Genomic DNA, 15,366 nt, shown 5'->3' on the forward strand with positions numbered 1-15,366 from the left:
GATATATTTTCTGACAGATATCATATAACGTCCTTTTTTAGTTTCGGAAATAATTCCCATATAAGCGATTCGCCCCATTTTTCGAACAGATATCATGTCATATTCTTTCAACCGGTATCCGTTATTTGTGACCAGCTTTCCATTCACAAACACTCTTGCACCTTCAATGAGTGCCGTCAATTTGCTCCTTGAAAGCGGATATGCGATGGACAGGACGGTATCCAGACGAATTGAGGGAACGGTTCCCTTCAGTTCCTCATAATCCGGTTCATAATCACTGTTGAATTCTTCTGTAAATGTTATTGTTACACTTGTGTGTCGAATCTGTGTGAGATGTTCAGCAATATATTCTGCCATTTCCTCTTTTACAAAAAGCAGAGCACGCCCCTCTTCTACGATAATATCTCCCAGCTTGCAGCGCTCAATTCCCAGATTCATCACAGCTCCCAGATAATCCCTGTGAGTCAGGTCTTCCGCAAATCGTTTATTCAATGGTCTGATTTCAATGATCTGAACAGGATATTCATAATCATAATAAAGAGCATCAGGTAGAAATGCTGCCATCTGACGCTCTGATAAGTCATATCCGCCATATGTCTTATACTGTGATAAAAACATATTCTTTGGCGTAGTATGAAGAATATTTAATTCATTCAGATTAAGAAAATCAGAGAATGTGACAATTCCCCGGTTATATGCTATACGGGACAGCTCAATAAGCCTTTTTTGCAACATGCTCTCTTCTTTATTCATTAGAACCTTGACCTCATAGATGACGCGTCAAATGAGGTGTTCAGAAGATCCTGAAGATCACCGGAAATGTCTACATTTGTCGGTGTAACCAGGAATATGTAATTGGAAATCTTCTGAAGATTGCCGCTGATTGCAAATGTAGCACCTGAAGTGAAATCAATAATACGCTGTGCTACTTCAAGATCCATGCCTTCCAGATTCAGGATTACAGTTCGACCACTTAAAAGAGTCTCTGTAATCTCACGTGCATCATCAACAGAATTCGGTTTGATGACACATACCTCCATGCTCACACTGCTTCTTCTTGAAGGTTGACGCATTGGTGTTACTTTATTATTTGAATATGATGATTTGGTCTTTGCCGGAACTTCATAATCATCATCGTAATCGTCGTAATCCTTTTCCTTTTCTTTATGAAAGAGACTTCTCTTGGGCTTCTTTTCATAATCATCATCATAATCGTCATCGTCGAAGAATTCGTCATCATCATAATCTTCGTCGTCTAACTTCATGATATTTAAGAATTTATCTAATACTCCCATCTTCAATCTTCTCCTATCCTAGGTTTATACTTGTTGAGTATAATCACGCGCACCAAAAATTCCGGTTCCCACCCGGATCATTGTTGCACCCTCTTCTATAGCTACCTGATAATCATTGGTCATACCCATAGAAAGAATACTCATAGACATATTATCAACGTTTTTCTTTGCGATGTCAACAGATAATTTGCGTAAATGCGCGAAAATCGGGCGATTTTCCTCTGGATCATCTACAAAAGGAGCAATTGTCATCAGCCCTTTTACACACAAATGAGGAAAATCAGAAAGTTTATCCACAAAATCCTCCACCTCTTCCGGCATCAGCCCATATTTACTTTCTTCTTTGGCAACATTTACCTCAATAAGAATGTTTACCGTAATATTATGTTTTTCAGCTTCCTTTTCGATTGTCTCCGCAAGGCGGATGGAATCTACAGAATGAATGAGGTCCACCTTATCAACAATGTATTTTACTTTGTTGCGCTGCATATGTCCGATCATATGCCAGTGGATATCATCCGGAAGAACTTCGTATTTCCCTGAGAGTTCCTGGGCTTTATTTTCACCAAATATCCGTACGCCAAGATCATAAGCTTCCTGAAGGGTTTCAACGGGTTTTGTCTTACTGACTGCGATCAGTGTGACTTCACTGCGGTCTCTGCCTGCCCGTTCACATGCTGCCTGAATATTTGCTTCTACTGCTTCAAGATTTTCTTTTAACATTTTCTGTCTCTCTCCTTTCTAATACACTACATCATTTTCATGAACATCCTTACCGACCAGTGCAATATGGTCATAATTAGCCAGTCCATAATTGCTGCCGGCTTCCACAATATAGTATTCATCACTTTCGCAGAGGATATGGATCTGTTTGAAAACGGCATAGCCTTTATTTATATTATATACTCCTTTAAGACTCATGGTCTTTTCCAGAGGATAAGTCTCTGTAGAATCCGGTTTTCGAAGAGACGTATTATTCTCGAAATCATTGGGATCAAGATATACCGTTCCGTTTTCTTCATCCCGATAGTAGACCTCTACACTCTGGAATTCCGCGTTTTTGTCTCCATTATCGATCAGAACTCCGGTATTATTGCTGTTACCTCCCTGAGTCAGATAATCCTGTGGAACCAGATAGAAATCTTTTTCCGTGACAGCAGATTTGGGAATCTTCAGTCCGGATACATCCTGAAGTATCAGCTCCAGATCCAGATATCTCTCCTGTACATAGCGGATCATAGAATTGCTGAACGAGAGGACTCCGACATTCATACCATTGATTTTCTGCACGGAAAAGCCTGCAACTGCAGTTTCATTATCTTTGGAAAAACGAACTTTTACGCTTGTCATCTCAGACATATCTTTTGCACTTTCATCACTGAGAAGAATCACGATATTCCATGTATTATCCTGTATCAGTTTATAGATCGCATCTCCCTTTTTTACCTGCGTATTATCTTTGACTCTTGAGGATTCATAACCTGTTTTATTCAGGATATCTTCTGTCAGGTCACCGAGGGTTATATTTTCATATCCGTCCGTTGAATAAGCGATAATCCCGTCTCCGGCTGCATTGAATACCTGCAGACCATTCTGTCCTTCGGAAGCCATTGCGTCAAGCTGGATCTTACGGCTCTGACTGGATTTTCCATCGAGAACATCAGAAATAGTGTCTTTCATGGAATAAGCATCACTGAAATTCTGATCATCAAAATTTTCGCAGAATGCCTGTGTTCTTACAAGCATAGATGCCAGTTCTTCGTCAGTCAGTTCCTGAGTTTCTGAACTGTCACTGTTAAAGTCCAGCTTCTTATCAGACAGGGAGTAAACCCTGCTTTTGGCTCCGACTTTACTTCCCTCCGTAGCAAAGAAGTTAATATATCCACTGCTCTCTGCCTGAATGACTTCTTCCTCACGCAGGATAAAACCGGTATAGGAATTATCCTTGAGGATGGAGCCTTCACGAACTTCATATGCGGTAATATGCTTATTGGTAAGATACATTAATACTGTAACAAATAAATAGATAAATATGACACCGAAAATGATAATACCAATATTAATATGTCCCTTTTTATGATATACTTTTATATTTGTGAATTCTTTTCCAGCCAAAGCCTGATAAGCCTCCTAATCTAATAATCTAAGCGCAGCACCATCAAGATAATCATAGTGTTTCCCTTGATAACTACTATTTTCTTTCATCATTATAAGCAATTCATCTTTTAATTTCCACCAGCTGGTTCCCCAGTTGCAGAAGACAGCTTCCTTTGACGGAATCCGACTGAACAGACGCTCTACCGCAATTGATGGATCCAGATATTCCAGAAACATCATAAGACGAAAGAGATAGTCCTCTTTTGAGCATAAAGTTATTGTACCATTTTCATACGCTTCACACAACCTTGTGTTTTTGGCAATGTAAAGAGAATGTGCTTTTACAACGTTTGTTTTCAGTGCAGAGATGATTTTTGCAGATTCGATGGCATCTTCTGTATCATCCTGAGGCAGATTCAAAATCATATGTGTACAGACATCAAATCCATAGCGCTGTATTTGTAGAACTGCGTCAATATATTCTGCAAGACCATGTCCACGGTTAATCTTCTGCAATGTATGATAATTGACCGTCTGAAGTCCAAGTTCTATTGTAATCTGTACTTTATGCAAAAGAGATATCTCCTGCAGAATATCAAGGTAATCCTCACGAATACAGTCTGGTCTCGTAGATACTGCGATTTCTACAATATCGGGAACGCTTAATGCTTCCTCCAGATATTCTTTAAAACGCTCTGCCGCAAGAAAAGTATTGGTATAGTTTTGAAAATATGCAATAAACTTATGTGCATGGTACTTTTTTTCAATATGTATGCGTGTTTTTTCCAGCTGTTCCCGAACCGTCAGCTGGTTACTCAATGCTTCAAACCCCGTTCCGGACTCTGCACAGAAGTTGCATCCTTCTCCAATCACACGATTCGGACAGGTCAGAGGAAGATTGACCGGGAGCTTATATACTTTTTCCTGATATTTTGATTTCAGATATTCAGAATATGGATAATATGGAAGCTTTTCATTCATCTGATTATTTTTCCCTTCAAAAAATGTATATTTACGCTCTAAGACGCTCATACTAGCTTCAGTATGATAAAAGGAGGAAATCATATGAAATGGTTCGATAATACTGCATTAACACTTGTGATCATCGGAGCAGTCAACTGGCTTCTGGTTGGAATCTTCCGACTGGATCTTGTTGCCGTTATTTTTGGAAATCTGTCATGGCTGTCGCGTATTATCTATACGATCATAGGATTGTGTGGATTATATTTAATCAGCCTTTATGGAAGAATCGGCGGTTCTGATTAAAGGCATATAGGGCTCAATTTATAATGAGAGCTGCTCATGAAGCAAGGGACTGCTGAAAATGAATCGGCTGCCGCTCAGTGATATCACGAAAAACGGCAGCTTACATTTTGTAACAGTCCCTTCATGGTTGATTATTCTGTAGATTTTCTCATTCATTATCTCCGGGAATTGCATTGATCAGGGCTGTCATATCCCGATATAGTAATGTCTTTGTATCAGCGCCCATCACGATTGAAATGTATGGATGCTGGTCTTCAGCTTCTTCAAGCAGAACCAGACAGTTCCCAGCCGGTGTTGTTGTTCCGGTCTTACCACCAATTACAGTCGCATTCTCTGGCAGTGCTGCTTCTCCTGTCGCATAGTAATTTGTTGGTTCCCATGTCACTTGACGTACATTTCCGTCTGCGCCTGTGATATCAGCCGTATAGGATCTGGAACTGATGATTTCCATAAATTTATCATATTGCATACATTGATGAAATATCAGATAAAGATCATACGCAGTTGTATAATGATTTTCATCATGAAGGCCACTGGAATTCACAAAATGTGTTCCCGTAGCAAGAATCTTTTTTGCTTCTTCATTCATCATATCTGCGAATTTTTCCATCGTTCCTCCGATATGTTCTGCCACGGCAACCGCATTATCATTACCTGAATACAGAAGCAGACCATACAGAAGATCCAGTAACGTAAGCCGGTCTCCGGTTTCCAGACCACAGGTCTGTTCATCTGCTGCAAAACTGTCTTTATCCGCATGTGACGATACAGTCACTACCTCAGACAAATCAGCATATTTTAATGCAATGAGTGCAGTCATAAGCTTCGTTGTACTTGCAGGATATACTTTTTCGTACACATTATATGAAAAATCAACCTTTTTTCCATCCAGGTCAAACAGTGCGGCAGAATAAAGATTCTCTGTTACTGCTGATGAGATGCCGTCTAAAGAAACATCACCGGATGCGATACATAAGTCGGATGCATATAATTTTTCTTTATATAGATTCTTATTGTAAGCGTCTGTTTCATAGTCTTTGACTACGGCTTTCGGATGCAAGATACAGGCAGACAAAAGTAGTGCAGATGATACTGCAGCCAAAGCTGATTTATATACTTTACCGATACATTTCACGCCAATCAAGATCTCCTCTGTCTATTGCTAATACGATAAGTTCCGCTGTTGCCAGGTTCGTTGCTAATGGAATATTGTAGGTATCACACATACGTATGACATCATTCAGGTCCGGATCATGAGGTTTTGGATTAGAAGGCTCCCTTAAAAAGATCAGAGCATCGATATCGTTCTGTGCAATCTGAGCACCTAACTGCTGTTTTCCACCAAGAGGTCCGGCCAGATATTTGTGAACTTTCAGGTTCGTGACTTCTTCAATTAATCTTCCGGTAGTTCCGGTAGCATAAAGACTGTGCTTGCTTAAAATTCCTCTATAAGCAATACAGAAATTCTGCATTAATGCCTTTTTTGAGTCGTGGGCAATCAGTCCGATATTCATTCTTATTCACTCCTTATTGGTATTTTTTAGGCTGTAGGCCAACATTCAGTACAAGTCCTATACCGATATATAAACTAACCAGAGAGGTCAGTCCATAACTGACAAAAGGTAACGGGACGCCTGTGTTGGGCAGTATTTTTGTAGCAACACCGATATTAATAAAACTTTGTATTCCTATAAGACCGCCGACCCCGCAGCATATAATTCTTCCTGCCAGATCCTGCGATCGCATGCCTATCAATATACATTGTATCACAATTAACAGTAATAACGCAATAATTATGCAACTTCCAACAAAACCAAGTTCTTCTCCGACAATGGCAAAGATAAAATCTGTCTGCGGCTCAAGAATAAAGTTGCCATTTTTTACAGAAGTAGTCGTATTATTGTTCAGTCCCTTTCCGGTCAATTGTCCGGATCCTATAGCCATGACGGAATTTTTCTGCTGATATGCTTCATCACTTTCATATTTTTCCGGTTCAATAAATGCAAGAATACGTTTCTGTTGGTAATCTTTCAATATTTTCTGATCCGGCTGCACAACGATACTCAGAAAGATAGCTGCTACCGGTATGAGGATCAGTAATACAGAGACGATAAATTTATAGCTCAATCCACCGACATAGATCATCAGACAGATCATCAGTGCAGTACAGATCGTCGTGGACAGGTTCGGTTCAACGATAATCAGTGCAAGCGGTATTCCGGCAAGAATCGCATATTTTATCAATGTAAACTTATCGTTGATATCTTCTTCGTGTTCCATGATAAACTTGGAAAAAAACAGTATCAGAAGAATCTTGGCCAGTTCTGACGGCTGAAATGTCGTAAAGCCAAGGTCGATCCAGCGAGTTGCACCATTTACATTGGTTCCGATAACCAGAACGGCACCAAGGATCAACACGGTAAATATATAGATCAGCCAGTAAAAATTCTGAATCCACATATAATCAATCATGGAAACAATAAACATGGCGGCCAGTCCGATAAATACACCCAGAATCTGCTTTCCCTGAAAAGAAGCCTTGGCACTTCCTACGACCAGCACACCTATCACCGATAATGCCAGTACAAGAAATACCAGACTGAATTTGTAATCTTTTAAATGATATGGTTTTGTAAATCTATGTGATCTCACGTTTCTTCTCCTGTGAATGTAATAATAACCTGTGTTCTTTTAAATTCAACTTGAAAATTCTCTTCTGTAAGCTCCATATATTTTGAAAGTGATTCGTATAATTCCCTGCATATGTTCTCATACGCTCCGGGAATGCAGCTGACACGATCAGAGACAATCAGTGACTTTAACCGGTCCTTTGCGATTACAACAGAAGATTTTTTCAACATCTGCTTTCCCTCCTAATCTTTTTTAAAGATATGTGAAAGCTTTGAAAATAATCCGTTTCCGGCATCCAGATCCAGGAACGGAACTTCAATGCCCAGAATTCTTTTGCATATGTTCGTGTAAGCCTGTCCGGCTCTTGAGTCAATTCCAACAACCGGTTCTCCCTGATTGGTGCCGATCACTACTTTTTCATCATCGGGAAGTGCACCAATCAACGGAACGGACAGAATCTCTGTCACATCATCAACGGACATCATATCTCCCCTTTTTACCATATCCATACGGATGCGATTAATAATAAGGTCAATCTTTTTCATATGGTTATGTTCCAGAAGGCCAATGATCCGGTCTGCATCCCGGATAGCAGAAACCTCCGGTGTCGTAACAATGATTGCACGATCAGCTCCTGCAATTGCATTCTGGAAGCCCTGCTCAATCCCGGCAGGACAATCCAAAAGGATATAATCAAATTCTTCCTTAAGTTCAGACGTCAGTTTTTTCATCTGACCAGGAGAGATTGCTGATTTATCCTTTGTTTGTGCAGAAGGCAGAAGATAGAGATTCTCATATCTTTTGTCCCGGATCAGAGCCTGCTTCAGTCTGCAGGATCCTTCGATTACATCGACCAGATTGTACACGATCAGATTCTCCAGCCCCATGACAACATCCAGATTGCGCAATCCCAAATCAGTATCTATCACAACTACCTTTTTGTCAAATTTTGATAACCCGGCACCGATATTGGCAGTTGTGGTTGTCTTGCCAACACCGCCTTTTCCTGATGTAATTACGATAACTTCGCCCATGAATAACTTCCTCCTATAACTGGTTTTACTTCAATATCTCCGATGCGCAGCTTCCTTGGCTGCATGTGGAGAGCTGCAATGACTGCATCCTGTCTTCCGGAAGCGCCTGCAATCACAGTACCGTAGATCGTCCCGGTCACGATCACATGGCCCTTGGATGCCACGGTTGATCTGGCATCTACATCTCCTATGATTACAATGCTTGTCTCGGATTCCAGAATCTGTCTTCCTCTGAGCGTACCTTTATAGAACTGACCGTCCCTCTCATGTATGGCTTTCAGGCTCTCTCCAAGCATACGTTTATGAACCTGTTCTGTATAAGTGTTTTTTTCAATGATACATCTGATTCGTATATCAGCAGCATTCTGGATGACTTCTGTCATCCTTTGCTCTTCTTCTTCTGTGAAAGTACGGCCCTCATACTCAACTGCCATGTCTGCATGTTCAAAAAAATGTGCAGATGTCTCGAACTTGTTTTTTACCTCTTTCGTCAATTCTTCAAAAGGCATGTCCGAATCAAAGTATATGGTTATGCCGTATCTGTTACTCTTTATGAGTACCGGATCTTTCACATACACTCATCCTTTCCGCTTTTAGTCTCCTCCGGAGTTTCCTGTACTGATAACTGCTGCTTCACCTGTGATGATCTCATTCTCAGGCGTTACTCCATAATAGTACTCCATGACGGCATTTCCGATTTCAGCGGCAAAAGTAGAGCTGTATCCGTTTGCAATACGGATTGCAAAAGCTACTTCCGGGCTGTCGCTCGGTGCAAATCCGACGAACAGGCCGTGGTCAGGATGCGTCTGACTCTGTTGTGCGGTACCTGTCTTTCCAGACAGTGCTATCCCACTTGCATTTAATTTTGAAAAAATATCTCCATGTGCCGAAGTTACAACTGCCCTCATTCCATTATGGACCGCTGTCCATGTGGAAGAAGATACGTCGGTGATGGTATTCTTCACTTCCGGTGTGTAATCTTCGATCACCTTTCCGTTTACATCTGTAACCTTATCAATCAGGCTGAGATCATAGACGGTTCCCTTGTTGGCAACCGCAGTAATATATCGTGCAAGCTGGCTGGTAGTATAGTTATTTGTTCCCTGTCCGATTGCAGACGGAACAGAGGATTCATCTGATATCTGTGGATCTGATTCGGGGATCTCAAGCCCGGAGGTATCCCCGAGTCCAAATTCTTCTGCATATTTTTTCAGCTTCTCAATACCAACATCACTGGAATAGTAGGACTGTGTAGCATCACCCTCCTCATTATCGGATGCGATCTGTGATTCTCCGCTTTTAGTGATTCCAAGACGGTAACCGACTTCATAAAAGTAACTGTTACAGGAATTTTCTATTGCACCTTCTACATTCAGGCTTCCGTGAGCAGACGGATAGATCCAGCATTTTGGATATGGTGTTACTTTTTTATATTCCCCATAGCAAGGAAGGTATTCACTGGCATTAATCACGCCTTCTGTAAGACCTGCAATGGCAACCAGCGGTTTGTAAGTAGAACCAGGAGCTGTTTTTTCCTGTGTCGCATTGTTGTAAAATGGCCTTGCATTATCTGTAACGAGCTTGTTGTAATATGAGGAATCCATAGTGTTTGCCAGTCGGTTGTTGTCATATCCCGGGTACGATACACAGGCAAGAACCTCTCCGGAATCCGGATCAGTCATCACCAGTGAACCGGTGCATGGTTCAAGAGCGAGCTGTCCGGGAGTGATCTCCAGCGTCTGTATCTTTCCGCGAATAAAATCATATGCTCCGATGCTTCCACTGTTAAGTGCACTGTATTGAGCTTCGTCATACGGAAGGATTTCCTGCTCATAGAGCATCATACATATCTGTCGGCCTGTAACAGCACCGGATTTGATCATATACCGATAGATCAGTTTATCAAAACTGTTATCAGAATCAATATAATCCTGAATAAATGTAATGATTCCCTGATAGATCTCACTGGAGTCTGAGTAATCACCTTTGGAAGATACATAATCCTTTAACAGAGACGTATCCACCCAGTTCTGTGAGATGGCATAATTCAGATACGTATATATATTGATGGATTCATCATCCTTCCAGGCTTTATATGTCTCATCTTTTGTGTCCAGCGCATCCGGATTGATAATATTGGTTCCGTTTGTCAGAACGTCTGTGACCAGATATGTCAGATATGCCTGCATCTCTTTTGGCTGCTCTTTATAAGCGCCCGCATTGGGGTCGGATAATACATTCTGAAGTTCTTCTTTTACTTCTGTCTTTCGTGAACCAAACACTTCGGAAACTTCCTGTTCAGCAATGCCTGCTTCTTCATCTGAAAAATGTTTAATATCCAGAATATCATTACTGATAAATGTATCATACACATCACCGATTGGAATGATCACATCACTTCCGTCTGTAACCTGTGTTCTGTCATAGGTTAACGTATTCTGGATCTTCGCGAGAAGAATTCCCGCAAGTTCCTGCTCGATGATGTTATATGCTGCCTTCTGAAGATCTGCATCAATGGTAAGATACAGATCATTACCTGCCTCCGGGTCTGTTCCCTTCACAGTCTCAATGACTCTTCCGACACTGTTTACATAGAGCTTTACTTCACCTTTTTTTCCCTGCAGAACAGAATCCATGGTTTTTTCCAGTCCCGATTTTCCAACGGTATCCGTTTTATCGTATTGTTCCTGTTCTTCTTCGCTGAGTGCATCATATTCTTCTTGAGAAATCTGTCCGGTATAGCCGATAATATTGGCAAAACATTTACTGTCTGTATATCTTCGGAGAGATTCTTCTTCAATATTGATTCCCTGAAGCTCATCCAGATGCTCCATCACGTCAGCGACGGTCTCTTCACTGACATCTTCCGCGATGGTGGTGGTAATATATTTCTGGTAATTATTCAGCGACAGATTATAGCGTATGTTCACCATTTTAAGGACTTCTTCTTTCCCAAGTTCGCTCTGATCAATTCCATAACCATTGATCTCATCTGTACAGAGATAATTAATTATGTCCTCTGCCGTATTGTTCTGCTGTTTTGCTGACAGCTGATCGATCGTTTTCTTTCCATAAACATCAGCAATAAAACGAAGCTTCTGTGTTTCGTTCTCTGCAGCATACTTATATTCATTATTGTTATCCAGAATAATACCAAAGTCATTGATTACTGTGTCATCATTTGACTCTACCATATCAATTACGGTAGCAACAGTCTGATTGATGATGGTATTCTTCTGTTTGATACTGTCGTATTCTCCGTTATCTTCAATCGTTACGGAATAAGCCAGTTCATTATAAGCCAAAAGATTACCGTTGCGATCATAGATATTGCCACGGGTACCCTGTACTTCTTTTGTCTTCTGGATCTGCAACTTGTAATCGTCAAAATATTCCTGTCCTTTTACAATCTGAAGATAGAATACTCTTTGTACCAGAATTGCAGACAACACACAAAATACGATGATGACTACAAAGATTCTGGATTGTACGACTTCTGCGATGCCGGATTTTATCCGTTCCCATAAACTATACAAATCTGCTTGCACTCCTTTGTTCTTCTGCTTCGAGTTTCTTATTAATCTGTAATATGATCTGATACAGGATCAGGGTAACCAGAAGCGTGTATACCAGTTCTGGAAGAATAATCTGTATCAAATAGATGCCAAATGCAAAATCGCCCTGAAGCATCTGCATACAAAAATAGCATACCAGACCGTAGATCATCTCACTGGCAGCAATCAAAGCAATCGGAAGTTTGATATCATCATCAAAAAATAACCGTCTGAAAGAACCGTTAATGTATCCGATCACTGCGAACAGCAGGGTATGAAATCCAAGAAGATTTCCCCAGAATATGTCAATCAGGAGTCCGGAGCATACCCCCACCGCCATACCCTCTTTCTTACCACGCATAAAGCCGAACGAAGAAGTGATTATGATCAGCAGGTTCGGTTTTACGGAAGCAAATGACAGCCTGTGAAATACGGTACATTCTAACAGAAAACAGACAGTAATAATGATAATAGTAATCAACTTTCGTTTCATGCTCTAATCTCCCTTGCTATTTTCATCCGAATCTGAACTATCAATGAGTTCCTGTTTTGTCGTTGTAATGACCAGAACCTCCTGAAGCTTGGTAAAATCTACGGCCGGAGTGATATAACCGGATCTGGTCAGGTTATTGGAATCAACTTCCACTTCACTGATATATCCTATAAAAAGTCCCTGCAGGAAACGGCTGCTTACATGAGAAGTTACTACCTGTTCTCCGACCTCTATCTCATTGTCGTTGTTGGCAAGCTTTTCAAACCTGATTCTTCCGTCAGACATCTGTTTCAGATCACCTCTTACTATACAGGTATCTGATGTGGACAGGATCATGCCACTGATGCTGCTGGAATCATCAATGATAGAACGCACTCTTGCATAATTCGGTCCGACCTCCGTAACAATACCGACCAGGCCGCTTCCGGCAAGAACATTACAGTCTTTTTTTATTCCGTCGTTGCTTCCTTTGTCAATCGTAAAATCATTGAACCAGTTACTTCCGTTATTTGCAATCACATGAGCGCCTATCTTGGTGTAATCCGAATAATTTTCATCCAGCTTGTACAATTCTCTAAGCCTTTCCAGTTCATACTGCTCCTGCCTTAGTCGGGTATTATCAATGGTCAGTTCATCCACTTTCGTCTGCAACTCATCATTTTCTTTTTTCATCTCTTCCAGCGTCTTGAAATTATCGGAAAGATCGCTCATAAAACGGCCTACATAGCTGATTCCTTTCTGCATTGGAATGACTGTATAATTTGCCACGAATCTCAGAGGACCTCCGCCATCGGTAAAGCGCTCGATTCCAAGAAGGATGATGCAGCATACGATGATAATCATCAGCCAGTATTTACTTGGTAAGGAAGATTGGTTTTTCATTTTCATTATCTCATCCACCTATAATTTTCATCAATCATTGAGTATGCAAGTTTACGTAATTCTTTGGACATAATAATCTTTTTCAGACCAGTGACTGCACAGATATCCGGTTCCAGAGCAGTTCTTGTTTTGATACCTGTCATCTGTTCAATATAGATCTCAAGTCCGGGCATGTGTGCAATGCCTCCGGTCAGAAAGATCCCGTTTTGATGAATCGCTTTTCGCATCTCCGGAGGTGTACGGTCCAGAAGAGAATTGATCGCACGGACACATTCCAGAAGAGGATCTTTCATAGCTGCCCGGACCAGTGTAATAGAGATTGGTTTACGAACCGGAACGCCGGTGATAAGATCACGACCGGCAACAGATAACACAGACTCTGCATCACCCGTAAAGATTGCGAAATTCTTTCTCAGAGCCTCGGCAGTCAGTCTTCCAATCAGAAAATCGTGACTGTGACGCACAAGTGTAATAATGGAATTATCAAACGTTGAACCTCCAACCTTCAAAAGCTGGTTGAAAACAAGGCCTCCACCGGCAATGACAGAAATCTCAGTTGTCTCTCCGCCAAAGTTGGCAATCATCGTTCCGGTTGTATTCTGAATATCCAGATTCAGTCCAACCGCATCCGCGATGGAACGTTCTACAATATTGACTTCCTTTGCTCTGGCTGTAGAATGAATTACCAGATCGAAGAAAGCCTTTTTTTCAACTTCTGTAACATCTGTGGGGACAGCAATTACATACTCTGAACCTCTTGAAAACTGTCTTCCTCTTTTTAAGAGATTCTGAAGCAGAAACTGCATATCGTTAAATCTTGAGATAACACCCTGCTTCATGGGAAAGGCAATCTCAATGGATGAAGGGGCTTTTCCGTACATTTCATATGCATCATCTCCTACCGCAAAGATATCTCGGTCACGGTTATTCTTAAATGCAATCACATCTTTTTCTTTCCAGATCGTATCTTTTTTCTTATCATAGACCTTGATCTCATAGGAGCCAAGATCCAGTCCGTATACATTTCTTGCCATTTGACAGGTCCTTTCTACAATATGCCCTCCTCCCTGAAGCTGATATAACAATTATTGCCAATAATGATATGATCTAACAATTCGATCCCGATCAATGCACCTGCATCCAGGATCCTTTTGGTTGTCAGCATATCTTCCCGGCTGGGAGTCGGATCACCACTTGGGTGATTATGCATAATCACAATAGACACGGCATTTTTTTCCAATGCCTCTATAAAAAGCTCTCTTGGTGTGATCACGGAAGCATTCACAGTTCCTTTCGAGATATTGGTCTCACCAATCAGCTTTGCTTTCGAATTTAACATTAACAGTTTCATAAGTTCCTGCTTTTCGTGCCGGAGATCTTCCATATAATAATTGGCGATCGTCCGGGGATCCGAAAAGCAGAGCGCTTCCTGATGTGACGCCTTGGAAAGCCGCTTTGCAAGTTCCGATATGCAGGATATCTGAATTGCTTTTACTTTTCCAATGCCCTTCATTCTCATAAGTCTTTCAATGCTGAAACGATGGATTCCAAGAATTCCGTCTTCACCGGAATCATATAGAATACGGCGCGCCAGATCGAGGGCGCTTTCACCTCTGGTGCCCGTACGTAAAAGTACAGCCAGCAATTCAACATCACTCAAACTGCCGGCACCTCTGCGTACACATTTTTCGTATGGACGTTCGTTTTCCGGTAACTCTTTCATGGTATTTGTCAGATTCATCTTATCTTTGGATTCGCATGATATTCATAATAGAACTTACAAGAAACGATATAATATAATGGAAAGAATTACGCCAATAATACTTGCCATAGTGATCTTTATGGACAGGCCAAATGTAATGACCAGAATCCCAAGATTCAGGATGATCGGATCATCCAGACCAAAAGACTGTCCATAGCTCAACCAGGAAAGTGCCGGCACCCCTTCTGCCAGCATTCCGATGAAACCACCAAGAACTATGCCACATAAGATCATCAGAAATAAAGTCCAGGCGTTTTTACTTCCTTTTCCTTTCATATGTACTCCTCCTCGTTTTTTATCTATCTAAAAAACTCAATACATTTTATCACATTTAAAAAAATGTGTATAGACT

General features: G+C 41.0%; 18 protein-coding genes. 1 reads left to right on the forward strand and 17 read right to left on the reverse strand.

Translation table 11 applies throughout. The features are described from left to right. The 5 genes from JQM82_RS10110 to JQM82_RS10130 form a co-directional block, all read right to left on the reverse strand. Nucleotides 1–753, reverse strand: a 753-nt coding sequence (locus tag JQM82_RS10110; RefSeq protein WP_235250150.1) for an RNA-binding protein, incomplete at its 3' end; no start/stop codon positions are given. After that, nucleotides 753–1,295 (reverse strand): cell division protein SepF, encoded by a 543-nt coding sequence (locus tag JQM82_RS10115; RefSeq protein ID WP_235250152.1) that lies wholly within the window; start codon nucleotides 1,293–1,295, stop codon nucleotides 753–755. The genes JQM82_RS10110 and JQM82_RS10115, both read right to left, overlap by 1 nt. Before the next feature lie 24 nt (nucleotides 1,296–1,319). Continuing rightward, entirely contained in the window at nucleotides 1,320–2,018 is a 699-nt protein-coding gene (locus JQM82_RS10120) for a YggS family pyridoxal phosphate-dependent enzyme (protein WP_235250154.1), read from the reverse strand. Nucleotides 2,019–2,036: 18 nt separating this feature from the next. Beyond that, nucleotides 2,037–3,410 (reverse strand): HlyD family efflux transporter periplasmic adaptor subunit, encoded by a 1,374-nt coding sequence (locus JQM82_RS10125; RefSeq protein WP_235250156.1) that lies wholly within the window; start codon nucleotides 3,408–3,410, stop codon nucleotides 2,037–2,039. A gap of 15 nt (nucleotides 3,411–3,425) precedes the next feature. After that, nucleotides 3,426–4,373: a TIGR01212 family radical SAM protein gene (locus JQM82_RS10130; RefSeq protein ID WP_235250158.1), complete on the reverse strand. Its 948-nt coding sequence runs from the start codon at nucleotides 4,371–4,373 to the stop codon at nucleotides 3,426–3,428. An 84-nt stretch (nucleotides 4,374–4,457) separates the two neighbouring features. Here JQM82_RS10130 and JQM82_RS10135 point away from each other — a divergent pair, with 84 nt between their 5' ends. Beyond that, nucleotides 4,458–4,658, forward strand: coding sequence for a DUF378 domain-containing protein (locus JQM82_RS10135; protein WP_235250160.1), 201 nt, complete (start codon nucleotides 4,458–4,460; stop codon nucleotides 4,656–4,658). A 148-nt stretch (nucleotides 4,659–4,806) separates the two neighbouring features. Here JQM82_RS10135 and JQM82_RS10140 read toward each other — a convergent pair whose 3' ends face one another. The 12 genes from JQM82_RS10140 to JQM82_RS10195 are packed head-to-tail and all read right to left on the reverse strand — an operon-like array spanning nucleotide 4,807 to nucleotide 15,290. Then, nucleotides 4,807–5,793 (reverse strand): D-alanyl-D-alanine carboxypeptidase family protein, encoded by a 987-nt coding sequence (locus tag JQM82_RS10140; protein ID WP_235250162.1) that lies wholly within the window; start codon nucleotides 5,791–5,793, stop codon nucleotides 4,807–4,809. Beyond that, the gene (mgsA, locus tag JQM82_RS10145; protein ID WP_235250165.1) at nucleotides 5,777–6,172 is read right to left on the reverse strand and encodes a methylglyoxal synthase; all 396 of its coding nucleotides are present in this window, start codon (nucleotides 6,170–6,172) and stop codon (nucleotides 5,777–5,779) included. Before mgsA ends, JQM82_RS10140 begins: the two co-directional genes overlap by 17 nt. Before the next feature lie 13 nt (nucleotides 6,173–6,185). Continuing rightward, entirely contained in the window at nucleotides 6,186–7,310 is a 1,125-nt protein-coding gene (locus JQM82_RS10150) for an FtsW/RodA/SpoVE family cell cycle protein (RefSeq protein WP_235250166.1), read from the reverse strand. Beyond that, nucleotides 7,307–7,519 (reverse strand): cell division topological specificity factor MinE, encoded by a 213-nt coding sequence (locus tag JQM82_RS10155; protein ID WP_235250168.1) that lies wholly within the window; start codon nucleotides 7,517–7,519, stop codon nucleotides 7,307–7,309. The genes JQM82_RS10150 and JQM82_RS10155 overlap by 4 nt, the downstream gene beginning before the upstream one ends. 12 nt (nucleotides 7,520–7,531) lie before the next feature. Further along, nucleotides 7,532–8,323 (reverse strand): septum site-determining protein MinD, encoded by a 792-nt coding sequence (gene minD / locus JQM82_RS10160; RefSeq protein WP_235250170.1) that lies wholly within the window; start codon nucleotides 8,321–8,323, stop codon nucleotides 7,532–7,534. Further along, nucleotides 8,305–8,895: a septum site-determining protein MinC gene (gene minC / locus JQM82_RS16320; RefSeq protein ID WP_235250172.1), complete on the reverse strand. Its 591-nt coding sequence runs from the start codon at nucleotides 8,893–8,895 to the stop codon at nucleotides 8,305–8,307. Before minC ends, minD begins: the two co-directional genes overlap by 19 nt. Nucleotides 8,896–8,916: 21 nt before the next feature. After that, a complete protein-coding gene (locus tag JQM82_RS10170; RefSeq protein WP_235250174.1) occupies nucleotides 8,917–11,859 on the reverse strand; it encodes a penicillin-binding transpeptidase domain-containing protein in 2,943 nt (980 codons plus the stop codon). Further along, on the reverse strand, nucleotides 11,852–12,370 hold the full coding sequence (gene mreD, locus JQM82_RS10175; RefSeq protein ID WP_235250176.1) for a rod shape-determining protein MreD: 519 nt from the start codon (nucleotides 12,368–12,370) through the stop codon (nucleotides 11,852–11,854). Before mreD ends, JQM82_RS10170 begins: the two co-directional genes overlap by 8 nt. Nucleotides 12,371–12,373: 3 nt before the next feature. Beyond that, a complete protein-coding gene (mreC, locus tag JQM82_RS10180) occupies nucleotides 12,374–13,258 on the reverse strand; it encodes a rod shape-determining protein MreC (protein WP_235250179.1) in 885 nt (294 codons plus the stop codon). Next, nucleotides 13,258–14,286 (reverse strand): rod shape-determining protein, encoded by a 1,029-nt coding sequence (locus JQM82_RS10185; protein ID WP_235250181.1) that lies wholly within the window; start codon nucleotides 14,284–14,286, stop codon nucleotides 13,258–13,260. The genes mreC and JQM82_RS10185 overlap by 1 nt, the downstream gene beginning before the upstream one ends. Before the next feature lie 14 nt (nucleotides 14,287–14,300). Further along, complete coding sequence (gene radC, locus JQM82_RS10190) at nucleotides 14,301–14,993, reverse strand: RadC family protein (protein WP_235250183.1); 693 nt, start codon at nucleotides 14,991–14,993, stop codon at nucleotides 14,301–14,303. A gap of 36 nt (nucleotides 14,994–15,029) precedes the next feature. Next, entirely contained in the window at nucleotides 15,030–15,290 is a 261-nt protein-coding gene (locus tag JQM82_RS10195) for a DUF4321 domain-containing protein (protein ID WP_235250185.1), read from the reverse strand. Between the last annotated feature and the right edge of the window lie 76 nt (nucleotides 15,291–15,366).

Source organism: Faecalicatena contorta (assembly GCF_021531995.1).
GTDB lineage: Bacteria > Bacillota > Clostridia > Lachnospirales > Lachnospiraceae > Dorea_A > Dorea_A contorta_A.